This window comes from Pseudomonas sp. MPB26, from assembly GCF_046605355.1.
Taxonomy (GTDB): Bacteria; Pseudomonadota; Gammaproteobacteria; order Pseudomonadales; family Pseudomonadaceae; genus Aquipseudomonas; species Aquipseudomonas cedrina.
This window is the reverse complement of sequence record NZ_CP176793.1, coordinates 4,520,182-4,543,587: the sequence shown is the minus strand read 5'-3', so window position 1 is coordinate 4,543,587 and position 23,406 is coordinate 4,520,182. Positions and strand designations below refer to the sequence as shown.

18 protein-coding genes and 1 pseudogene are annotated in these 23,406 nt (G+C 59.7%); 9 read left to right on the top strand and 10 right to left on the bottom strand.

The window, feature by feature from the left end; genetic code table 11:
- Window positions 1-213: 213 nt before the first annotated feature.
- Window positions 214-687: a transcription elongation factor GreB gene (greB, locus tag ACLH0H_RS21005; protein WP_076950513.1), complete on the bottom strand. Its 474-nt coding sequence runs from the start codon at window positions 685-687 to the stop codon at window positions 214-216.
- A gap of 113 nt (window positions 688-800) precedes the next feature.
- Window positions 801-1,787, bottom strand: coding sequence for a hypothetical protein (locus tag ACLH0H_RS21000; protein WP_411379475.1), 987 nt, complete (start codon window positions 1,785-1,787; stop codon window positions 801-803).
- A gap of 218 nt (window positions 1,788-2,005) precedes the next feature.
- Between ACLH0H_RS21000 and ACLH0H_RS20995 the strand changes: the two genes are divergently transcribed.
- Genes ACLH0H_RS20995 through ACLH0H_RS20985 form a run of 3 tightly spaced genes read left to right on the top strand, consistent with a single transcriptional unit; the run spans window position 2,006 to window position 5,397 of the window.
- The gene (locus tag ACLH0H_RS20995; RefSeq protein ID WP_411382443.1) at window positions 2,006-2,932 is read left to right on the top strand and encodes an ATP-binding cassette domain-containing protein; all 927 of its coding nucleotides are present in this window, start codon (window positions 2,006-2,008) and stop codon (window positions 2,930-2,932) included.
- Window positions 2,929-3,654 carry an ABC transporter permease gene (locus ACLH0H_RS20990; protein WP_411379474.1) on the top strand — a complete coding sequence of 242 codons (726 nt, stop codon included), beginning with the start codon at window positions 2,929-2,931 and terminating at the stop codon, window positions 3,652-3,654. The genes ACLH0H_RS20995 and ACLH0H_RS20990 overlap by 4 nt, the downstream gene beginning before the upstream one ends.
- A gap of 15 nt (window positions 3,655-3,669) precedes the next feature.
- Window positions 3,670-5,397 (top strand): Gldg family protein, encoded by a 1,728-nt coding sequence (locus ACLH0H_RS20985; protein ID WP_411379473.1) that lies wholly within the window; start codon window positions 3,670-3,672, stop codon window positions 5,395-5,397.
- Between the two features lie 4 nt (window positions 5,398-5,401).
- Here the strand turns inward: ACLH0H_RS20985 and ACLH0H_RS20980 are convergent, their stop codons facing one another.
- The 3 genes from ACLH0H_RS20980 to ACLH0H_RS20970 form a co-directional block, all read right to left on the bottom strand.
- Window positions 5,402-5,710 (bottom strand): class I SAM-dependent methyltransferase, encoded by a 309-nt coding sequence (locus ACLH0H_RS20980; RefSeq protein WP_411379472.1) that lies wholly within the window; start codon window positions 5,708-5,710, stop codon window positions 5,402-5,404.
- A gap of 249 nt (window positions 5,711-5,959) precedes the next feature.
- The gene (locus ACLH0H_RS20975) at window positions 5,960-6,394 is read right to left on the bottom strand and encodes a DoxX family protein (RefSeq protein ID WP_411379471.1); all 435 of its coding nucleotides are present in this window, start codon (window positions 6,392-6,394) and stop codon (window positions 5,960-5,962) included.
- Window positions 6,395-6,497: 103 nt separating this feature from the next.
- On the bottom strand, window positions 6,498-7,919 hold the full coding sequence (locus ACLH0H_RS20970) for a transglycosylase SLT domain-containing protein (RefSeq protein ID WP_411379470.1): 1,422 nt from the start codon (window positions 7,917-7,919) through the stop codon (window positions 6,498-6,500).
- Window positions 7,920-8,154: 235 nt separating this feature from the next.
- On the opposite strand from ACLH0H_RS20970, the gene ACLH0H_RS20965 reads away from it, so the two are divergent.
- The 5 genes and pseudogenes from ACLH0H_RS20965 to ACLH0H_RS20945 all read left to right on the top strand — a co-directional run.
- Window positions 8,155-8,961 (top strand): TatD family hydrolase, encoded by an 807-nt coding sequence (locus ACLH0H_RS20965; protein ID WP_411379469.1) that lies wholly within the window; start codon window positions 8,155-8,157, stop codon window positions 8,959-8,961.
- 96 nt (window positions 8,962-9,057) lie between these two features.
- Complete coding sequence (locus ACLH0H_RS20960) at window positions 9,058-10,539, top strand: methyl-accepting chemotaxis protein (RefSeq protein ID WP_411379468.1); 1,482 nt, start codon at window positions 9,058-9,060, stop codon at window positions 10,537-10,539.
- A gap of 198 nt (window positions 10,540-10,737) precedes the next feature.
- Window positions 10,738-15,447, top strand: a complete 4,710-nt coding sequence (locus ACLH0H_RS20955; protein ID WP_411379467.1) for an RHS repeat-associated core domain-containing protein — start codon at window positions 10,738-10,740, stop codon at window positions 15,445-15,447.
- 2 nt (window positions 15,448-15,449) lie between these two features.
- A complete protein-coding gene (locus ACLH0H_RS20950; protein WP_411379466.1) occupies window positions 15,450-15,857 on the top strand; it encodes an Imm50 family immunity protein in 408 nt (135 codons plus the stop codon).
- A gap of 218 nt (window positions 15,858-16,075) precedes the next feature.
- Window positions 16,076-16,315 (top strand): annotated as a pseudogene (locus ACLH0H_RS20945) (terminase); the annotation flags it as partial.
- Window positions 16,316-16,348: 33 nt separating this feature from the next.
- On the opposite strand, the gene ACLH0H_RS20940 reads toward ACLH0H_RS20945, so the two are convergent.
- From ACLH0H_RS20940 to ACLH0H_RS20930, 3 genes are all read right to left on the bottom strand, one after another.
- A complete protein-coding gene (locus tag ACLH0H_RS20940) occupies window positions 16,349-17,146 on the bottom strand; it encodes an acyl-CoA thioesterase (protein WP_411379465.1) in 798 nt (265 codons plus the stop codon).
- Window positions 17,147-17,235: 89 nt separating this feature from the next.
- A complete protein-coding gene (locus ACLH0H_RS20935) occupies window positions 17,236-17,997 on the bottom strand; it encodes a CHAD domain-containing protein (RefSeq protein WP_411379464.1) in 762 nt (253 codons plus the stop codon).
- A 44-nt stretch (window positions 17,998-18,041) separates the two neighbouring features.
- The gene (locus ACLH0H_RS20930; protein WP_003172685.1) at window positions 18,042-18,320 is read right to left on the bottom strand and encodes a hypothetical protein; all 279 of its coding nucleotides are present in this window, start codon (window positions 18,318-18,320) and stop codon (window positions 18,042-18,044) included.
- A 228-nt stretch (window positions 18,321-18,548) separates the two neighbouring features.
- Here ACLH0H_RS20930 and ACLH0H_RS20925 point away from each other — a divergent pair, with 228 nt between their 5' ends.
- On the top strand, window positions 18,549-19,586 hold the full coding sequence (locus tag ACLH0H_RS20925; protein ID WP_411379463.1) for a patatin-like phospholipase family protein: 1,038 nt from the start codon (window positions 18,549-18,551) through the stop codon (window positions 19,584-19,586).
- Window positions 19,587-19,914: 328 nt separating this feature from the next.
- On the opposite strand, the gene ACLH0H_RS20920 is transcribed toward ACLH0H_RS20925, so the two are convergent.
- Both ACLH0H_RS20920 and ACLH0H_RS20915 read right to left on the bottom strand, forming a co-directional pair.
- Window positions 19,915-20,604, bottom strand: a complete 690-nt coding sequence (locus ACLH0H_RS20920; protein WP_411379462.1) for a response regulator — start codon at window positions 20,602-20,604, stop codon at window positions 19,915-19,917.
- Between the two features lie 128 nt (window positions 20,605-20,732).
- Window positions 20,733-23,384, bottom strand: a complete 2,652-nt coding sequence (locus ACLH0H_RS20915; protein ID WP_411379461.1) for a DUF4118 domain-containing protein — start codon at window positions 23,382-23,384, stop codon at window positions 20,733-20,735.
- Window positions 23,385-23,406: the final 22 nt, after the last annotated feature.

Here is a 23,406-nt window from a genome sequence, read left to right as displayed (position 1 = left end):
CCCACGTTTGATCTTCGTCGCGGCTGAACACTGTGTTTGCAGGTACAACCGAAATCCCGCCGACAACGCAGATCCCCTGTGGGAGCTGTCGAGCTTTAGCGAGGCTGCGAAAGCGGTGGGTCAGGCGAGGAAAATGCCGGCAGTGCCGCCGCTTTCACAGAATCATCGGAGCTCAACAACAGCCAATTTATATCAGTGCTTGCCGGGCTTCATTCACTTCACGTACTCGATCCCGGTGATCCACCAGCACACTTCGCCACTTGGGGTCTGGACGATGGCCTCGTCGTCCACTTCCTTGCGCAGCAGCGCACGGGCCATGGGGGAGTCGATGGAAATATAGTCCATGCGCTCGTAAATCTCGTCATAGCCGACGATACGAAAACGCTTGGTCTCGCCCTGCTCGTTTTCGATGTCCACCCAGGCGCCGAAAAACACTTTGCCCTCTTGTTCGGGCATGTACTCCACCACGCGCATGTCTTCCAGGCGCTTGCGCAGGTAGCGCACGCGCCGGTCGATCTCGCGCAGCAATTTCTTGTTGTACTGATAATCGGCGTTTTCGCTGCGGTCCCCCAGCGAGGCCGCCCACGTCACTTTGCGCGTGGTGTCCGGGCGCTTTTCGCGCCACAGATAATCCAGCTCTTTCTTCAGCGCTTCATGACCTTCTTTGGTAATCAGCTTGGTACTCAAACGCTTGCATCCCCAGGCAATGTCCATAGGTGCCAATACGCCTGGACTTGAAGCCCTGGCATCGGCCGGCGGGGGTTGATGATAAATGAACCGGCGAAAGTAGCCAGGCCAGTCTAGCTGTCCAACACCCGATCCAGCTCCAGCAGCATGCCTCGCAGACTCTGCCGCAGCCCTGCCACCTGCGACGTCATCACCTTCAAGGCTTCGGTCCTCTGGCTGACCGCAAGCGACTGATCATGTAACTGAGTGGTGCGTTGTTCCAGATCCCGAACCTTCTCATCCAACTGGCCTTGCTCCTGCTGGAGTCGCGCCTGCCATTGCTCAAGTGCCCCCTCCCGCTCAATCGCCGCGAGTTTTTGCTGAGTCAGCTCCTGGGCGACACGGGCAAGGTTGGTCAACGTGCTGTCCACTTCGAACAACGCGTTGTCGTTACCCGGGACCGGTAGCTTCGGTTGCGCCGCTACAACCGGTTCCGGTGGAATAGCCGGTGCGGCCTGCGCCATCATCACGGGAGCTTCGACGACGGCTTGCAGAGCCTGCTCAACGGGAGGTTCATGTATCGGCGGCAGGGAAGGCTCGGTTGGGCTAGCGCCCTTAGGAGGGGAGGTCATCTGTGACGAAAAACGAATGGACGGCACAATCAATGATGCACTCTCGATCGCCGGCAGCGTCGACGCAGACATGCCCAGGGTGATCACTTTCATTACCAGGGCTTTCTTGATGATCACCGAGTGATGATCCTCAGGCCTGGCAGGCGGCAACTTGCACCCTTTCAAATCGATAAAATGATAGGCCACCTGGGTTTCCGTAATACCGCCCGCCTTGGTTCCTGAAGCAGCCAGTGTCAGTATTTGCTTGAACACATCCAACGCCACCTGCAGGTCTTCCCTGGATTCAACCCCACCCAGGAAATACCGGTCAACTTTCTTACGCAAGGCGGCGATATACACCCGAGAACTTCCAGGCTCTACCTCTTCATCCAAACTATAAACAAGAAAGTTGGAGGCCGTCTGACCTACAGCAAACCCACAGAGCAGTGCACCGTTAACCGGAGCATCTTGACCGTCGCGTTCAAGAACAAGGGTACGTAGCAGCATCATGGCATTCTGGCCTCTTATACAGGGCGGGAAGTTTACATAAACAACAAATAAACAATGAGTATTTTATCGTTCTAAAACACGACGCATTGTTTCAGCGGCCCGCCTGGACTGCACGTAGGACTTCTCTTATTAAGCATTATCGACGTTCCCAAAAATGCCTATTACCCGTACCCTTTTTTCACGCCCCCTACGTCATGCCAAACTTATTCGGTAAAAAAATGATCGAAATAAGCAATCTGACAAAACACACGGGTAACACAACCACAATCAGCGATTTTTCGTTCAACGCCAACCCACAAGAATGCCTGGGACTATTCGGACAAGATCATACGGCTAAAACGGTACTGCTGAATGTAATAGCGGGTTCGACACAACCCTCCAGCGGTCATATCGCTATTCAAGGTTTCAATACACAAACCCATGCGCTGCAAGCGAGACAACTTGTCGGCTATCAACCGTCCAAGGCGCTTGGGCATCCAACAATGTCCGTCAAAGTGTTTCTTGGTTTCATCGCTACCCTTCGCGGCTTCCATGGCGCCGAAAAGCGCGCACGGCTGGAACAGGTTATCGCGCGACTGGAGTTATTTGCGGTGCTCAACGCGCCCCTCGATGCGCTCTGCATCGTCTGGAAACGCAAGGTCGCCCTGGCACAGGCCATCCTGCATGGTCCTGCCCTGCTACTGCTGGATGAACCAACCGAAGGGCTCGCGCCGGACCAGAAACATACCTTCAGGGCACTTATCCATTCCTTGACCCAAGAAATGACAGTGATCATCGCCTCCCGCCACTGCGATGAATTGTCCGCGCTGTGTACGCGCGCGTTGGTCATGGCGGGCGGTCGACTCGTTGCCGATACCTCGCTGCCCGATCTCCAGCGCGACTCACGTCACTTCCAGGCCGTCACCCTGACAGCGGATACCCCGCTGGATCTGCTGGCATTGGCCGTCCTGCCAGGCGTGGCAGGCATCGAGGAGCATCGGCATGCGCCCGGTACCGTAACCGTGCTCGCCATGCCGGGGCACACCATTTATCCCCATATCAACATGCTGGTCGCCAGCCGTCGCTGGAAGATCAACGCAATGCACCTGGAGCCAGGTCGCCTGAATGATGTGGTCCACTACCTGAGCCAGGAGGCGTCGCTTTGAAATTAATGCCCATCATTCTAAAGCGCCAACTCGCCAGCTATGCCTGCGCACCCAGTACGTACCTGAGCATCGCAGTCTTCCTGATACTGTCAGTGATGTTGGGGAGATACATAAGCCCCTCGCCGGACCAGAACAGCAGTGACTTGCAGGTATTTTTCCAATTTCACCCCTGGCTTTATCTATTGCTGATCCCTGCCCTGGCGATGCACCTGTGGTCGGATGAAGCCAATGCCGGATTTTTCGGCCTGATGAAAACCATGCCCATCACGACCTGTGAGTGGGTCGTCGGAAAATTCCTCGCCGCCTGGCTCGTAGCAGGCACAGCCCTGATGCTGATGTTTCCTCTGGTTATTGCCGCCAACTATCTGGGCCGGGCAGACAACAGCGTTATCGCCTCGCAATTTCTGGCAAGTTGGTTGCTGGCGGGCGGCTACCTGTCTGTCGGTTGTTTTGCTTGTACTTTTGTACGCCAGCGTACTGTCATTTTCCTCTTGACCCTGGGCTTATTGCTGACAGCCAGCGGACTTTCTACTGTATTGGATGCGCTGGAGCAGCAAGCACCTATCGGGCTGATCGACAGCTTGGCGTCACTCAGCCCTACTGTTCGATTCAGCTGTATCGATGATGGAAAGCTCACACTTCATGACACGCTTTACTTCATCAGCATGATCCTCGCCTTTCTCGCTGCGACGACCGTCACACTCAACTACAAAAACAGCTGAGAAGGGAAACACTTGATGCGGTCCATTCTGCGCACCGGCATGACACTCGTTGTCATATTACTGCTGTTCCTGGCGTTCAATCTGGTTTGGATAGGTAAAATTCCTAATATACGGTGGGATGTTTCTCAACAAAAAATCCACACGTTGTCGTCCCCGGCACAGCATCTGGTCGCCGAACTGGAAGGCTCGGTAGATTTGTATTACTTCAATTCAAATAACGCGCCGAAAAGAAACTACGCAGTGCAACGTTACAGCAAGCATATTGAAGACCTACTCAAGGAATACGAAAAAGCCGCCAATGGCAGGATAAACCTGCACCTTGTCCAACCCGCACCTTTTTCGGAGGATGCCTACAAAGCCCGGCTATCCGGACTTGACGACAACGCCGGGTTCCTCGGCCTTATCGGCACCCGCCCCGGCCACGGTGTACGACGCATTGGCTCTTTCAGCCTTGAGCGAGCGCCTTTGCTTGAATATGAAATCAGCCACCTGCTTTATAAGTTGCAGCACCCGGAGCGCCCGGTCATCGCGCTGCTGTCGGGCCTGGCGATGGACGAATCCGCGGGTCGGCTGCTGCAGGAGCTGCGGCGAGAGTTCGACCTGGTCCGTCTGGAACCGACGCTCGCGCAGGTCCCCGAGCACCTCCGGACGCTGCTGGTGGCGCACCCGCGCGCGCTGTCTGAGCGTACCCTGTATGGAATTGAACAATTTGTATTGAGGGGCGGCAGGTTGATGATGTTTATCGACCCCTTGAGCGAGCAGTCCTCAACCGTCAGCCCAGCCAACACTCGACTGGACGACTTGCTTGCCGCCTGGGGTGTGCGAATGCCGGCGGACAAGCTGGTGGTCGACGGCCTCTACACACCCTGGGAGATGCCAGGCAAAGTCAGTCAGTTGCGGGTGAACCTGCCGAGGCCGGCGATGAACGTAAACGATGTCAGCACCTGGAACCTCAACAGGGTGACGGTTTCGAGTAGTGGTGCGCTCTCCCGGCTGAATAAAAGTCGCACCACTTTCACCCCGCTCCTGCAAAGTTCCGAGCAATCCGTCCTGCTGGACGCCAGTAGCTTCAATGGCGCCACCACGTTCGACTCATTGATTGAACAGGCGTCAAACCAGGAGCGACCTCACGTAATTGCCGCGCGTATCGAGGGGCCGAGCTATTCGGTGTTTCCCGACGGCATCAAAGGGCAACCGCCCGGCTTGCAGAAAGCCTCACAGATTCATGTGGTGATCGTCGCTGATACGGACATGCTCACCGACAAAACCAGCCACCCGGCGCCTGACGGCAACGCGCTATTTATCTTGAACACACTGGACAACCTGGCTGCACCCGACACGCTCGCGGCGATTCGCCCTCGCGTGCCGCCGCAAAGCTCGCCCACGCTGCTGGAGAGCATGCGCAATGCCGCGAAACAGGCCTATCGTGCCAAGGCCAGTGAACTGGAACGACGCCTGCAACGCACCGAACAGGAATGGCAACGGCTGAGTCCGTGGACAACGTCCCTCGGCACCCAGGCAGTGGACACCACCACCCGCTTGCAAGCACTCAATAAGGAGCGCTTGCGCTTGCCCATGGAACTGCATGCCTTGGAGCACGCAGCCTATGCGCAGGTGAGTCGCCTGGAAATGGCGGTAAAACTGGTGGTGACCTTTGCGCTGCCGGTGACGTTATGCCTGGTCGCCTGGATGCTCTTCCTGCGCCAGCGTCGTCGACTGCACGCCGCCGGCATGAGCCATTGAACGCTCAACGACGAGCTATCAGCCCTTGTCGGGCAATGCGGGTCAATTGCCGGATAACCTCATCGGCGTCGCCGGCACTGGGCGCCTGGATCACCGCGAGGTCAAAACTGTTGCTGGCAAAACGCGCAAGGGAATCGCCATCTTCGACAAACTGGATCAGGAAAGCGGAAGGTCGACCAGTACGCCGCGGCCAGCCATCCAGGTAACGCAACAGCGTCGGCTGGTGCTTGCCGCCCAGGAGAATCTTGGGATTGCGTTGAGTGAGGCCCGCAGTGATCGGGGCCAGGCGTATCAGGGGGCGTAGTGCATTCATCGTGTCGTGTCTCTGCCTCAAAAGTCTGCGGGCAGGTGAGAGGCAACACCGAACCAGCGCTTTAGCGGAATTTCGAAGCATGGAGCATGCTTCTGTCGGGACCGATAACGATCACCCGTGGCGCCCCGCAATTAGCTGTTTAAATCGGCGCATGAGCGGCATCCTAGAGAAGCCTGTGGGGCGGTGTCAAGAATCCCGAGCAACGAAAAGGCCCGCGCAAGGCGGGCCGATTCAGGGTGTGGCGGCGTGTCAGTGGGCGATGGCGCGGTCGGCGGACAGTTTGCCGGCACCTTCCAGCAGCACCGCGAGTGAACCACCGAGCAACGCCAGGGCGAACTCATAACCGTTGTTGGCCATGAACAGGCCGTTATGGACGTGCACCGAGAAGATCGCCACCAGCGACAGGATTGTCAGGCCCAATGCCGCAGGGCGGACCAGCAGGCCGATGATCAAAGCCAGGCCGGCGAAGAACTCGGTACCGCCCGACAGCAGCGCCATCAGGGTACCCGGCGCGAGGCCGATGCTTTCCATCCATTGGGCAGTGCCCGCCAGGCCATAGCCGCCAAACCAGCCGAAGAGTTTCTGCGAACCGTGGGCGGCGAAAATGATGCCGACCACAATGCGCAGAACGGTCAGGCCATAACCGGCACGGGTGGACAGGACGCGTTTGATCAGTGGGCTCATGGAGATAATCCTTTTCAAAGTAGGGGTTGGTTGGCTGCTATATTAATCAGATTAAGCAATGATAAAAGCCGAAAAAATGCCTTATTAACATCGAATAAATCGATTACTTAGCGGATACAACTTTCGTTGCCGCCGGCTCCAGGGACTCCCGCTCTCGATCAAACGCCAAGTAGTATTTGTTGACACTGTTCACATAGCTGACGCCGCCCATGCCAACCTGCTCCATGGCGATGCGTTCAACCTGGAAAAACCACTGGTTGGGGTTAAACCCCCGGCGCTTGGCTTCGGTACGCATGCCCTGCACCCGCTCCGGCCCCATGTTGTAGGCCGCCAGCACAAAAGCCATGCGCTCGCGCTCGTTGAGCTTGGGACTGGCGAAGAACTTGCGACGGATCATCGCCAGGTAGCGCGCCCCCGCCTGCACATTGCTATCAAGGTTTTCGATATTGTTGACGCCCACACGCTGCGCTGCCGACGGGGTGATCTGCATCAGGCCGGTTGGGCCCCCGCTATTGCGCGCGCCCGGGTCAAGCGCCGACTCCTTGAATGCCAATGCCGCGAGGTTCAACCAGTCCATGCCCTGCTCACGGGCATGCTTTTGCAACACCGGACGCAGTTTTTCCAGGCGCTGGCGGTCAATCCGTGCCAGTGGGTTACGCACTTGGTACAGGCGACGGTAGATACGCTGGAATGCCACATCCTGATCGGAAGGGGTTCGATAGGTCTTGAGGAACCGATCAATGCTGGCCCTCAGCATCGAGGCATCCTGGCGCACGAACCAATACTCGTCGCCCGGTTCGCTGATCACCACCTGCTTATCGAAGCGCAACTTGGGCAGGATCTTCGACCAGCGCTCAGCAATCGGCTTTTCAACAATGGTCAGGTGGAAAATACCGGCCTGGACCATCTCCAGCACGTCTTCCACGGCCAGGGTCGGGTCCACCCATTCCACCTTGATCGGTGGCTGCTTGTGCAGCGCCAGCTTCTGGTTGACCTGGCTGATGGCATCCGCCGCCGCGCTGCCGGTGGTCAGCGCCAGGGTGCGCCCGGACAGTTGCTCCAACTTGGTAAACCGCCGCTCGCCCTTCACCCCCACCAGCCACAGCGGCACGCCGCTGGCAATCGGGTCGCTGGCGCTGATCCTGTGCGCGGCCTTCACATCGAGCAGTTCACCGGGCGCCACCAGATCGCCTTCGCCACGGGCCAGCGCGCCGAGCAATTGGTCCTTGGCCTTGGGAATGATCTTGAGGTTGATGTTCCGACCATCGCGGGCATGGCCATTAAGGTATTGCTCGAAGGCGCGCAGGCGGTGGTACTCGACGCCGATGGCCTGGCCTTGGACTTCGCCGGAACTATTGCGGCTCTGGTTGACCAACACACGCAAGGTGCGGCTGGCGCGAATCTCAGCCAAGTCACGGACCTTGCCGGGCTTGGTCACTTCCAGCGGTCCGTCCAGACGCGCCACCGCAGCCATGGGCAGCAGTAACGTCAGGCACAACATAAGCAACGCCGAGGGTCGGATCATCCGCTCTCCGGAAAGAATACTGGCCAGCGCCGTCGCGAAAACCAGGCGGTGGGCGTCAGAAACAGAGCGCTTTATGCGCAGGCTTTGCGCGCAACGGTGGCACAGGGCAAGGCGTTCGGCCAAGCACGATGTCACTTGCGACGTTCAAAGACAGCTATAACTCATTGTAGTTCTTCGTTTTTCTTATAAATCTACAGCTCTGATATGCTTTCCGGCCGCAGGCGGAGATAGCACCATGCAACTCATTGATATCGGCGTCAACCTGACCAACCCCAGTTTCGACGAAAAACACCAGGCCGTGCTCGAGCGTGCCTATGCTGCCGGCGTGCAACAATTGGTGCTCACCGGTACCAGCGTCGAGGGCAGCGAACAGGCCCTGGAGCTGTGCGTAAAACTGGATGAAAGCGGCCAGCGCCTGTTCAGCACCGCCGGCATCCACCCCCACTCCGCCAGCGACTGGAACGGCGACAGCGCCCAGCGCTTGCGCAGCCTGCTCAACGAGAGCCGCGTACGCGCAGTCGGCGAGTGCGGGCTGGATTTCAATCGGGATTTTTCACCGCGTCCGCAGCAGGAAAAAGTCTTGGAGCAACACTTGGCCATGGCCGTCGAACTGAAACTGCCGGTGTTCCTCCATGAGCGTGACGCTAACGAGCGCCTGCTGGAGATTCTCAAGGACTACCGCGACCACCTCACCGCCGCCGTGGTGCACTGCTTCACCGGTGAACGAGCGGCGCTGTTCAGTTACCTCGACCTCGACCTGCATATCGGCATCACCGGCTGGATCTGCGATGAACGCCGTGGGACACACCTGCGCCCACTGGTCAGGGAAATTCCCCGCGGCCGCCTGATGCTGGAAAGCGATGCGCCCTACCTGCTGCCGCGCACCCTGCGCCCCAAGCCGAAAAATGGTCGCAACGAACCCGCGTATCTGACGCAAGTACTGCGCGAAGTCGCCCTGCATCGCAACGAAAGCGTGGAAGACCTGGCACGCCACAGCACGGCCTGCGCCCGCGCGTTTTTTGGGCTGCCCGTGGTGGATTAATGCGGCGCATTGACCCATGTCAAAACCGTTTTCATCGATAGCGGCACAATAATGGCACCTTGCCAATGCTGTTTCCGCTATCAGAGAAAACCTTCCATGGGTGCCTGGCTGAGCAATATCTCGCTGAAGTACAAATTCTGGGCCGTCAACGCGGTCGCTTTCATCACCACCCTGCTGCTGGTGCTCTATGCGGTGCAGCTTGAACAACAGGCGCGCAGCGATGCATCTCGGGCCTCGGCCCAGGCGCAAGCCCACTTGCTCGGCGCATGGCCGGCCGGCGGAGCACTGCCCAAGGGCGAGCACTGGCTGACGTTCAAGCGCGGCCAAGTCCCACAGTTGGCTGAACAGGATCTGTCAGTCCTGGGCAGCACCCTCGGTTGGGTCGAACTCAACCACATGCCGGTGTTCGGCGAAAACCCGCTGATGGGCGCTGAAGTCATCGCCCGCACTGACGGCCAGTACGTCGCCGTCCTTGCCTATGCGCCAAGCCTGAGCCAAGTGTTCGGCGAACGCTTCGCCAACTACGCCGTGGCGGTATTGATCCTGATGCTGGCGATGCTCGGCGCCTCGCAACTGCTGATCCGCTTCCTGCTCAGCCAGCTCAACACCCTCAAGGACGTGATGCTGCACGTGGAGAAAACCGGCGATCTGTCGGCGCGCGTGCCATTGGCCTGCAAAGATGAAGTCGGCCAGATGGCCAGCGCCTTCAATGCCATGCAAGCCGGCTACCAGCGCGTGGTCAACACCGTCGCGCGCACCGCCAAGCAACTCGATGAAGGCGCCGCGCGACTTGCCAGCAGCATGAACGAGGTGCGGCACGGCATGCTCGGCCAGCAAAGCGAAACCGACCAGGCCGCCACCGCCATCAACGAGATGACCGCCACCGTCCACCACATCGCGCAGCACGCCGGCGCCACCCGCGACCTGTCGCAGACCGCCGACACCCTCGCCGGCAGCGGCCAGGAAGTGGTCAGCCGCGTACAGCGATCCATTGCAGGCTTGTCCACCGGCGTGCAACAAACTGCGGAAATGATCCAGAAACTCGCCGAAGACAGCCAAAAAATCAACGGCGTGGTCAGCGTGATTCATAGCATCGCCGAGCAGACCAACCTGCTCGCCCTCAACGCCGCCATCGAAGCTGCCCGCGCCGGCGAAATGGGCCGTGGCTTCGCCGTGGTCGCGGACGAGGTGCGCAACCTGGCCAAGCGCGTGCAAAGCTCCACCGACGAAATCACCCGCATGGTCTCGGCGCTGCAAGCCGGCACCCGCGACGCGGTGGACTTCATGCAGGAGAGCTCGTTCAAGGCTGACGACTGCGTACAGCAGGCCCAGGAGGCCGGCGCAGCGCTCGCCGAAATCACCGGCGCCGTGGCGCAGATGCGCGAAAGCAACACCCAGATCGCCGTCGCCGCCGAACAACAAAGCCACGTCGCCGAAGAGATGAACCGCGCGGTGGTGAGCATTCGCGATGTCACCGAGAACACCGTGCAGCAGACCGTGGACTCGGCGACCACCAGCAACGAACTGGCCACCCTGGCCGGGGAACTGAGCAAGGCGATTGGGCAGTTGAAACTGTAGGACTGTTCGACCTGTAATCCTTTGCCTACTGCAACCCCTCGGTTTACCCGAGGTTTTGGCGAAACGTCCTAGACATTCCGGCGTATAACGCCGACTTATTTTTCCCGCCAACCTCTCCAAAGTCTCTCGCCTGATCAATCAGCGCGAGGGACCGCCGATGCACTTCTCTATCAATGCCCCATCCGACGGGGCTGCCTCTTGATTCCGGTTATCGGCAAGTTCGTGCTGTCCCCCATGGACGCCAAGAAGCCGGACGTCGGCAGCGTTTTTCGTGACTTTCGCGAGTGCCTGAACACTTTTGACGCATGGGCCGAGAGCTTCTGGACGGGTTCGGCGCTGGAAGTGGAGCAGGTGTTCAAGGTCGGTGACGAGGTCTCCCTTGTCGCTCCCGCGTCGTCTAAAGAACCCAGTCGCACCGTTGCCGTGTGCAAGGCCCAGGGCTCGCTGACGCTGGTGCACATGTTCGAAAGCACCCGGTTCGTGCCCATCGGCAACACGCCGGTGATGCTGCAGGCGATTGCTGCGGATGGCAGTTCAACGGGCGCGCCGCTCCATCGAACGATCGGCCCCAACGGCATTCTTCAAATCGACGATTGCACCCGCGATCAGCCATACCAGATCACCTTTTACCCCAACGTTTCCAAGGATCACGTCAAGGCGCTGTATGCGTCTTATCAGTCGCTGATCGCGGGGCTGGACGAGCGCCTGCGCGAGGAATGGAAGAAGACCTTCAAGCCGCAATGGGATGAGTTTGCCAACGCCACGCCTTTCGAGCGCAGCGCCATGCAAGGGTTGGCGTTCTCGACCGGGATCGGCAAGGCACTCTACAACCTTTGGGACGATCTCACGCAGTTGTATGGACTGCTGGCGGACCTCAAGGCGAACAGCCAGAAGCTGCTGCAATACCTCTCCCAGGCCGAACTCGATGCGCTGCTGAAGCTGGGCAAGGACGCCGTTGCCAAAGGCCTGCTGGTGCTCAGCGATGAGCCGCTGTTGTTCATCTACCTGTCAGCCATGGTGGCCTGGATACGCCTGCTGCCGCCGCCGCAGATGTACGAGCTGCTCGGCGAGATCACCGGCGAGGTGCTGATCAATCTGTTCCTGGCCTGGGCGACGCGGGGCATGGGGGTGCAGGTTCGGCTGGGGGTCCAGACGCTGGGGCCTATCAAGTCCGGGTGGGTGCGCACGTGGTTGCAAAGGATGGCGGATCAGCTTGTGGGGCCTGGGTTGGAGCCGCATGTCGAAGCCGCCAAACCGTTGTTGCTGGGGAGCGCGGCGACGCCGATCAAGGCCGTGCCGGTTGCGCCATTGAAGGCTGGGGATCAGTTGGTTTCGAATCCGGTGCCGGTGGTGCGCAACAAGTCCCAGCGGACGGCGTTGGTGCGGCAGGAACATGTCGATGACGTGCCTGCGGTGGCGAAGAATCCGGCGGGGGATGCGGCGGCGGCTTCGGACAAGACCGCGACCAACGGTTGCCCGGTGTCGATGGTCACTGGCGAGGAATTGCTGACGCTGACCGATGGGGTGCTGGACGGGGTTTTGCCGTTTGAATGGACACGGTTGTACCGCACCAGTGCCGTGGAAGTGGATGGCGGGTTGGGGTTTGGTTGGAGTCACTCACTGGCGCATCGGCTGGTGGTTGAGGGGGATTCAGTGGTCTGGATCGACCATGAAAATCGGTCGACCACCCTGCCCTTGCCCACGGTGTCTCGACCAGCCATTACCAATAGCCTGGCGGAAGCTGCGATTTATCTAGGGTCGTTGCCGGATGAGTTGGTGCTGGCCCAGGCATCGCGCTTCTACCACTTTCGCGACGGTGTGCTGATAGCGATCAGCGATGCGTATGACAACCGGCTGCGTATTTCCCGAGATTTTCTGGGGCGCATTGAGCGGCTGGATAACGGCGTCGGGCGTTCGCTGTTTTTGCGCTACGCGTCGGGCCGCATCGTGGCGGTGGATTACCAGATTGAGAGGGCGGTGGACGACGGTCCGTTTGTCTGGGTGACGAAAAAGACCATTGTTTCCTACGCCTATGACGACCTTGGACGGTTGGTTTCGGCGACCAATGCTGTCGGCGAAAGTGAGGTTTATCGGTACGACGAGCAGCACGTCATTCTTGAGCGTGGGTTGGCCGGTGGGGCGAGTTTCTATTGGGAGTGGGAAAGGACTGGCAAGGCGGCGCGGTGTGTCCGGCATTGGGCGAGTTTTTCGCAGATGGACACGCAGTATGCCTGGAGTGATGACGGCAGCGTTGTCGTTCACAACGCTGATGGCAGCCAAGAAGTGTATGTCCACGATGATCGTGCACGGCTGGTGCAACGCATCGATCCGGACGGTGCCCAGCACTTCAAATCCTACGACGACAAAGGCCGGCTGACGGTTGAGCAGGATCCGCTCGGGGCAATCACGGCGTATCAGTACGACGAAGTCGGACGCTTGGTGGCGTTGTTTCCAGGGGACGACGAACCGACTTCCTACGAACATGACAACGGTTTCGTTCGTGTTGTGCGCCGTGGTGAAGCGGTCTGGAAATACAAGCGCAATGATCAGGGCGACGTTACGCGCAGGACTGATCCTGACGGCAATTGCACCTACTATACCTACAACAAACACGGCCAACTGATTGGCGTTTGGTACCCTGATCACAGCTGTCATCGCTTGGTATGGAATGCGCGCGGCCAGTTGCTTCAAGAGCAGTTGCCCAATGGCGACATCACGCGTTATCGCTATGACGACCTGGGCCGGCAAGTTGCGTCTGAGGAAAAATATGGCGCCTTGACCCGCTATCAATGGGACAGCGTGGGAAGGTTGATTCGGGTGGCGCTGCCGGGCGGTGCAACGCGCAAATACGGCTACAACCCCTACGGAAAAATCACCTCCGAACGCGATGAACTGGGCCACGTCACCCGATACGAATATGCCGACGGCCTGCACCTGATCAGCCGCCGCATCAATGCCGACGGCACCCAGGTTAAATACCGTTACAACAACGCCCGGCTGTTGCTGACCGAGATCGAAAACGAAGCTGGCGAGACCTACCGACTCGATTACCACGCCAATGGCCTGATCCAACAGGAAATCGGGTTTGACGGAAAGCGCACCACCTACGTCTACGACCTCAACGGCAACCTGCAGGAAAAGACCGAACACGGCGACGACGGCAGTCAGCTAATCACCCGCTACGAACGCGACCATGCCGGTCGCCTCGTCAGAAAAACCCTGCCCGACGGCAACATCATCGACTATGCCTACGACCGCCAAGGCAATCTCCTCAGCGTCGACGACGGCCACTGGGCGCAGGCCTACGAATACGACGTGCAAAACCGCCTCACCGCCGAACACCAAGGCTGGGGCACCCTGCGCTATGGCTACGACGCCTGCGGCCAATTAAAGAACCTGCGCCTGCCGGACAACAACCGTCTGGCGTTCAACTACAGCAAAGGCGGCCAGCTCAAGAAGGTAGCGCTAAATGGCCAAACACTCACCGAGCACCAATTCGATGCCGGTCGAGAACGCAACAGAGGCCAAGGCAGGCTGTTCAGCAGCTACCAATATGACGACCAGGGACGCTTGTTCAATCACGGTCTGTGCGACATCGACGGTGCGGTTTGCCAACGCCAATACGACTACGACAAACACGGCAACCTCACCCGCCTGCGCGACAGCCGCAAAGGCGAACAACGCTACCATTACGACCCTCTGAACCGCCTCACCCGCGCCGACCACGGCCAAGGCGAGCTGGAACGTTTCGCCCACGACCGAGCCGGCAACCTGCTCATGCAAGACCGCCCCGGCCCCGACATCGTCGCCGGCAACCGCCTGATGATCCAGGGCGACCGCCACTACGACTACGACGCCTTCGGCAACCTCATCCGCGAACGACGCGGCAAAGGCAATCAACTCGTCACCGAATACCGCTACGACTGCCAGCACAGACTGATCGGCATCACCCACCCCAACGGAAAAACCGCCAGCTACCGCTACGACCCGTTCGGCCGTCGCATCAGCAAAACCGTCGACGACATCACCACCGAGTTCTTCTGGCAAGGCGACAAACTCATCGCCGAACACCACGCGGGCCGGCATCGCAGCTATCTCTACGAACCGGACAGCTTCCGCCCGCTGGCCCTGCTGGAAGGCTTCGGCCCAAAAGAAACCAAGCCCTACCACTACCAACTCGACCACTTGGGCACGCCACAGGAACTCACCGCACCGGACGGCGAAATCGTCTGGTCCGCGCATTACCGTGCCTATGGCGAAATCACCCGCCTCGACGTAAACAAAATCGACAATCCATTGCGCTTCCAAGGGCAGTACTTCGATCCGGAAAGCGGCCTGCACTACAACCGCCATCGCTACTACAATCCGGATATTGGTCGTTACATGACACCGGACCCGGTGAAGCTGGCGGGTGGGATCAATGCCTACCAGTACGTACCAAATCCTACTGGGTGGGTGGATCCGCTAGGGCTGAGCGCCAACTGCCCGCCGAAAGGAAAATACCCATCAGCCTGTAAAACATGGAGTGAGCCAGAAGCACCCGATGTTTCACGCAAAGGAGCTTTCAGAGAAGCGAAAAGAGATGCCGGTATACCAATGGCCCAGAGCCCAGACAGGATAGTAGACCCAGACACAGGAAAGACTAAACAATACGCTATTGAAAAAATGACGGACAAAAATGAAAAAAGAGTTCTGGATGACAACGGTATGCCCATCGACACAAGGGTTTATCAATTTACAAGATCAAACGGTACAAAAATCCTTATTCAAGACCACTCGGCTGGTCATAAATTCGGTAGGGCAGATGGCATCGGGGATCACCCTCCGCACTTCAACTTGCGACCAATCGATAAGCCTCGAAAAGGCTATATTGAAGGAGCAAAAAAACATTATCCATTCAGGAAGTAAACATGAAGTATTGGAATGATTTAGATGGAAGTATATTTTTTAAAAAACTTTTTAGCTCTCCTGTTGAAATTGGAAAAATAGCTCTTTTCTCTATAAGGATAGAAAATGACCAACCTTGTATTGGCATGGGTTTCGATATACCTGAGTTCCCAGATAATTTACCAGAAAAATGGAAAAATAAAGGATATAACATGTGTCGAGTAGGCCTGACTTTCGATGAGATCAAAAACCTGAAGATTTCAAATATTCCGGCACATGAAGTGTTTACCGTAAAGATCAACAAAGACAGTGAATATTTCACATTTGAAGCTATCAGCGACAACGCATCCATAAAGTTCAATGCAAAATTCATTTCACTTAAAGACCCTAGCGTTTACATTAACGGCCCGGACGACTACTACTTCAAATAATCCGCACATGAAACGATTGGATACCCATTCTGGGTGGTACATAGCGAACTCACCTTTCTGGTACACATGGATGACCATGACTGCGTGACTTGGGCATAAACACGGCTGGCCACAACTTGCGCTCTATGACCCCCATAGCCAACCCCAATTCGCCCCCTCCGCCCCACCCCACCTAAACTCTGCCCCAAGCCAATTCAACGGACAGAGGATTCACCATCATGGGCAAACGTCACCCCAATCTCCCCGCCTGGCAATGGCGTACCCACCCGCAGAACCACCAGCACCCAACCAACCAGGCTTTGCGCCTGATTGCCGTGCCGCTGTTCATCATCGGGTTTCTGTTGATCGTATCCGGGGTATTCAGCCTGAGCCCCGCCAGCGTTGCCGTCGGCATTGTCGGTATCCTGGCTGGCCTGGCGTTGCAGCGGCAGGGTCATAGCGTCGAAGCACAGGCGGCTTTGTGTTGAACAGCAACGCCACCGGCATTAACGTCAGGCGAAGACCACCACGGTCTGGCGGCTAAGGGCGATCAGTTCGCCGGTCGGGCTCCAGAGGGCGGCGGCGGCGTGGCCGTAGCCGTCGCGGGCGTGTTCGATGGTGACGTGGTACTGGCACCAGTCGAGTGTCGTTAAATTTTGCAAGGGCTGGATGAATTCGATTGTCCAGGTCAGGGTGCTGCCGGGTGCGGGCTTTTTCAGGTGCGGCAGCAAGGCCGGCGGCCAGGCATCGACCAGGGCGAGGATGTGCGCCTCGGTCAGCGGTTCTTCCTTGACATCCCCGCGCAAGCGCACCCAACCGCCCATCTCGCGGGATTTATTCCCGGTGAACGGCAAGCCGCCGACGCTCCAGCGCATTGCCAGGTGGCGCATGAATTCGGGGGTGACGCCTTTGATGTAGGGCAGTTCCTTGCACTCATCCCAGTGCTTGAACACTGGCGGTGCTTCACTCTCAACGGCGATTCCCGACGCTCGCGACGCGCCGAAACTGGCTTGTACCAGGGTCGCCACTTCGCCGTTCTGTACCACCCGACCGAGCAACTGGCTGACGGCCTTGCCTTCGCGCAGCACTTCGACTTGATAACTGGCGGGAACGTCCGGCGCTACCGGGCCGACAAAGGTGATTGCCAGCGAGCGCAGTGGGCGATCGGCCGGCACCTGGGCGCGCAGGGCTTCGTATTGCAAGGCGGCAACCAGGCCACCAAAGGTCGCGCGGCCCTGGCCCCATTCAGCGGGGATGGTGACATCCAGCGGGTTGCTGCGGACGGCGTCGAGCAAGTCACTAAAGCGCATGGCGGTCTCACATCAAAAAGAACAGATGGGGGATATTAACCATCGGGCCCGCCAGGTACAGCGTTTATCCGGCCAAAAGCCGGACCCGCTCAGAAACAGTCGCTGCTGAGTTTATCCAGAACCCGATCCGCCTCACGCTCCGCCTTGGTCATGGTGCGATGCCACACTGCAACGCACGGTTGCAGATCCGCCTGATGCTCGGCCTGGGCCAACCATTGCCAGCAGTCATGCCAATCCCCCAGCGCACCTTGGGCTTTTTTCAGGCGCGACATGGCGTTGGCGGGCAACTTGCTCAATTCCGGGTAGGCCTCGGCGGCGTAGCGCACGCGCTTGATCAACAGCCGTAGGCGATGGCGATCATGGTTGGGGTCTTTCAAGCCTTCTTCCAGTTTCTGCCATTGCTTGGCCAAACGCTTTTCGATGCGCGAGCGCAGGCCCTTGAGCAGCTTCTGGTGTTCGCAGGCGCGGACGAACCGTGGGAAAGCATCGAGGATCAGCAGCAGATGCGCGAGTTCCGGGCTTTGCGCCACCTTGCGATAGGCATCGGGTTGCAGGCGCAGGCGCCGGTCAGCGGCCTCGTGATGGCCATGCTGGTGCAAATACGCCGCCAGCACCTCACGGTCACGTAGCGGCGTCGTCAATTGGCCGACCGCGCTGGCGCACGATTCAAGCTGTTCCACCCCCGGCAACCCGCGCAAGGGGCGCAACAAGCTGCGCAGCCGGCGCACCGTGGTGCGCAGATCATGCAGGGCTTCATCGTCGGTGACGGCGGCGAGGCGAGCCTGGCAGCTCAGTAACCCAACTTCCAGGCCAATGACCTGAACGACTAACTGATCGACCAACGCTGACATCCTGCCCCCACTCTGTGATGAAAAATCATGCTCACCACTCTAGGTCAACGCCCGGCGCGCGACTCACGAATATAGAACCGTGCTTTCTCGGCCTTGTTGGAGCAGCCTTCAAACGCTTCAAATTGTTGCTGGGTTTTGGCACCGGTCAACAATGACAGTGCTTTGGAGTAGCTCACGGTGCCAGCAAACCCTTCGGCCTTGGCCAGGTCCAGTTCCTTCCAGGCGGCGTCCAATTGGCTGCCGCAGCTGTCGCGGTACGCGGTTTTACCGGCACAACCGGCCAGCGCCAACATGATCACAGGCACACACATCCAGGCTTTCATTGATGACACCTCAAGATAAAGAAGAAACAGTCGTACGTTGTAGACGTTGCCTACAGGGAAAAGTGCCTTGTCCGAGCCCGAAATTGACAGTACCTGTTGACCAAGCACCGCAAAGCATACCCGAGCATCACGGCTACCCCGGAATAATATTGTGGGACCCCGCGAAGATTGAAGCCACCCCCTCAATGGGTGCATTGTGGGCACCTGTTGTTGGGGAGTAAATCGACCATGAAAAAGCGTGTTGCCTTGGTGCTGGGTTCCGGCGGGGCCCGGGGCTACGCCCATATCGGGGTGATCGAAGAAATAGAACGGCGCGGCTATGACATCGCCTGTGTCGCCGGCTGTTCGATGGGCGCCGTGGTGGGTGGGATATACGCCGCTGGCAAGCTGGATGAATATCGCAACTGGATCGAAAGCCTCGACTACCTCGATGTACTGCGCCTGGTGGATGTGAGTTTCCGCCTGGGCGCGATTCGCGGCGAGAAGGTCTTCGGCCAGATCCGCAAGATCGTCGGCGAGATCAATATCGAAGCGCTGCGCATTCCCTACACCGCCGTCGCCACCGACCTGACCAACCAGCAGGAAATCTGGTTCCAGGAAGGCTGCCTGCACCAGGCCATGCGCGCATCGGCGGCGATTCCCAGCCTGTTCACCCCCGTGATGCAAGGCAACCGCATGCTGGTGGACGGCGGCCTGCTCAACCCGCTGCCCATCGTGCCGGTGGTGTCGAGCCACTGCGATTTGATCATCGCAGTCAACCTCAACGCCACCAACCAGAAACACTACCAGTTACCAGTGATCCAGCGCCCGCCGGCGTTCAAGAGTCGCTTCAACAACCTGGCCAAATCCCTGGGATCGCACCTGCCGTTTCGCCGCAAGCAGGCCGAACAGCTGATGAAGCTGGAGCAAGAGGCACTGGAGGCCCAGGCCGCGGAGATCAACCCGTGGCTGGAGTCCGCCGAGCCGGAATCCCAACAACCCGCCGCCGCACCGGAAAAACCCGGCGCACCGAAGTCGGCGACCGGGTCGTTCATCATCGACAACGTCGGCCCGGCGTCACTGCTGGACCTGATCAACCAGAGCTTCGAGGTGATGCAGACCTCGCTGGCGCAGTACAAGATCGCCGGCTATCCGCCGGATGTACTGATCAACGTGCCGAAGCGGGTGTGCCGGTTTTTCGAGTTCTACAAGGCGCCGGAGTTGATCGCGTTGGGGCGCGAGATTGCCAGTGATACGTTGGACCGCTATGAAAGTGAGCAAGGCTGAGATTTTGGGTTTGGCTGATGGCCCTATCGCAGCATCGGTATCTACACAATTTTCAGAGGCTGGCGAATTTCCCTGTAGTGAGCGGGCTTGTCCCGCGTTGGGTGGCGAAGCCGCCCCAATAAAGACGCCGCGCGGTTTCAGGCAAACCCAATTCGCCTGGTTTGGGGCCGCTTCGCAGCCCAGCGCGGGACAAGCCCGCTCACTACAAAATTGTGTAGATACCCATGCCTATCGCAGGCAAGCCAGTTCCCACAGTTGAATGTATTCACACAGCAGAAAAAGTGGGAGCTGGCTTGCCTGCGATGAGGCCCGGCCAGGCGCCGAAAATCTAGGCACTCAACAACCGATACCCCACCCCCGCCTCGGTCACGATAAACCGCGGCTGCGTCGGATCATCCGCCAGTTTCTGCCGCAGATGCCCCACCACAATGCGCAGATAGTGGCTGTCCTCGGTATGGGTCGGCCCCCAGATGTCCTTGAGCAATTGTTGCTGGGTAATCACCCGCCCCGGATGCCTGGCGAGCTGCGCGAGCACGGCGTACTCCTTGCGCGTCAGCGCCACTTCGGCACCGTCCAGCAGTACCCGACGATAGGCCAGGTCCACCGTCAGCGGGCCAAAACGCAAGGCTGCTTCCTCGGCTTCCCCAATTGGCGCCTGACGCAACAACGCGCGCACCCGGGCCAGGAATTCCTGGATGCCGAAGGGTTTGGTCACATAGTCATTGGCACCGCCGTCGAGGGCCTCGACCTTTTGCCCTTCGCTGGCCCGTACCGACAGCACCAGCACCGGCACCGTCGACCATTCGCGAAATTCGCGCAGCACCTGCTGACCATCCATGTCCGGCAGGCCAAGGTCGAGCACCAGCAGGTCCGGCTTGCTCAGCGCGGCGTGGGCCAAGCCTTCGGTGCCAGTGCCGGCTTCGATCACCTTGTAGCCCTGGGAAGCCAGGCTGATACGCAGGAACTTGCGGATCTGCGGTTCGTCATCAATGACCAAAATCGTCGCGGTCTGGCTCATGGTGTCTCATCAAAGTCTTTGTAGGAGCGAGCTTGCTCGCGAAAAACGCAAGGGCACCGCGTACATTCAGGATGCCATCTTTATCGTTAACGATCTTCGCGAGCAAGAGCTAGGCGCCCCCCTCGCTCCTACACTTCGCGCTCCAGGCCAGGCTGGGTCGGCAACGGCAGGAACAAGGTGATGCAGGTGCCGCGCCCGTCAATGCCGTCGGCCACGCGGATATGCCCACCGTGGGCACCGACCATGCCCTGGCAGATCGCCAGGCCCAGGCCGGTGCCCTGCCCGCCCCGGTCGCCCCGCGCAGCGGTGTAGAACATATCGAAAATCTTCGCGCGCTCGTCTTCGGGAATGCCCGGCCCCTCGTCGGCTACCGCGAAAAACAACTGGTTATCCGAGACGCCGGCGCTCAGCTGCAGACGCCCTTGCGATGGCGAAAACCGCGCGGCGTTTTCCAGCACATTGACCAGCGCCTGCTCGATCAACGCGGCATGCACATACAACAACGGCAACTCGGTCGGCACGTCGGTGCTCACCCGCAGCGGCGCCAGCACAGCGCGCAGACGGCCCAGTGCGCTGCCGACGATATCGCCAGGCGACACCCAATCCCGTGCCAGTTTCAGCGCGCCATGGCCGAGGCGGGTCATGTCGAGCAAGTTCTGGATATAACGGTCCAGACGCTCGGCCTCATCGCGGGTGCCTTCAAGCAGTTCGCGGCGATCTTCCAGCGGGATGGCTTCGCCAAGGGCCAGCAGGCTGTCGATGCTGCCGCGCATGGAAGTCAGCGGCGTGCGCAAATCGTGGGACACCGAGGCCAGCAAGGCGCTACGCAGTTGCTCGGTTTCACCGTGCAGCCGCGCCGACTCCAGCTCCTGGGCCAGTTGCGCCCGCGCCAATGCCTGGGCCAGCGGTTGGCTCAAGGCGGTCAGCAAGCGACGGCGCTGGCCGCTCAATTCCAGGCCAGGTTTAGGGCTGACACCGAGCAAACCCAGCGGCCCCTCTTCGCCCGACAACGGCCACCACCACCAACGCCCGAACGGCAAGGTGCCGGTGCCCTTGCCCGCCGGCTGGTCATGTTGCCAGGCCCAATCGGCGGCGGCGCGCTCGGCGTCGGTGAGGGTCAGCGGGCCGCCAGTCTCGATCGTCCAGCCACCCTGGCCATCGCGATTGACCAGGCACAGGTCCAGGTCGTTCCAGCCTTCCAGGTGATGGGCCGCGGCGCTGACGACCGCCTGCCGGTCGGTGGCGGCGGTGAGTTTGCGTGACAGGTCGAGCAGTTCGCTGGTTTCTTCCTGGGTGTCGCGCAACGCCTGCAACTGGCGACGCTGGCGGGCGGCAAGGTTGCCGGTCAACGCCGCCATCAGCAGGAAGAACAGCAGGGTCAGTACATCTTCTTCGCGCTGGATGGCGAAGGAAAAATTCGGCGGGATAAACAGAAAGTCATAGGTCATGAACGACAACGCCGCACATACCAGCGACGGCCCGAGGCTGCTGCGCACCGCCACCAGCAAGACCGCCGCCAGAAACACCAGCGAGATATTCGGCAGCGGCAAGACGCTGGACACCGCCCAGGCCACGGCCGCCGCGATCACCGTCGCCAGCACCGCCAGCCCGTAGTCGAACCACACCAGCCCGCGCACCTGGGGCATGCGTGGCGCTGCGGGAGTGTCATCGCTGTCGAGGACGTTGATTTCCAGGCCGCGCGCACTGCGCAGCAACCGCGCGGCCAGGCCGCCACCGAACAGCTGACGCCGCCAACCCATGCTCGATTGCCCCACCAGCAGCAGGCTGGCGCGACGCTCGTGCGCATGCTGGATCAGCGTCTTGGCCACCTCCCCCGCGCGCAGCAACACCACCTCGCCGCCCAGGCGTTCGGCCAATTGCTGGGCAGTTTGCAGGCGCGAGCGCGACTGTTCATCCCGCGCGCGGCCGTTATCGATATGCACCAGGCTCCACGGCAAATGTCGGCGCTGGGCGACGCGGCTGGCATGGCGCACCAGGCGCTCGGCCTGCGCATCGCCGTCCACCCCGACCAGCAAGCGTCCGCGCACCGCCGGCGCGGCCTGGCCGAGTTGGCGGTAGCCCTGGGCCAAGTCGTCATCGACGTGGGCGGCGGCGGTTTGCATCGCCAGCTCGCGCAAGGCCATGAGGTTGGTCTGGGTAAAAAATGCATCGATGGCCGCGCGGGCCTGTTCCGGCACATAGACCTTGCCGTCGCGCAGGCGCTCGAGCAACTCGCGCGACGGCAGGTCGATCAGCAGCAGTTCGTCGGCTTCCTGCAGCACCCAGTCCGGCAGGGTTTCGCGCACCTGTACGCCGGTGATGCCGCGCACCTGGTCATTGAGACTTTCCAGGTGCTGGACGTTGACCGTGGTGAACACATTGATGCCGGCGGCGAGCAATTCCTGGATGTCTTGCCAACGCTTTTCATGGCGGCTGCCGGGAGCGTTGCTGTGCGCCAGTTCGTCGACCAGCACCAGCTGGGGTTTGGCGGCGAGCAGGCCGTCGAGGTCCATTTCTTCGAGCAACACGCCACGGTATTCGCTGCGCAGCAGGGGTTGCTGCGGCAGGCCGCTGAGCAAGGCTTCGGTCTCGGCGCGGCCGTGGGTTTCGACCACGCCGGCGACCAACCTGACGCCCTGGCGCAGTTGCGCATGGGCGGCCTGGAGCATGGCGTAGGTCTTGCCTACGCCCGGCGCGGCGCCGAGGAAGACTTTGAGCCGGCCACGGCCGTTGCGGGGCAGATCGGCTAACAGGGCATCGGCGCGGCCGGAGTCACTCATGCTGTGGGGTTCCTTTAAGTGT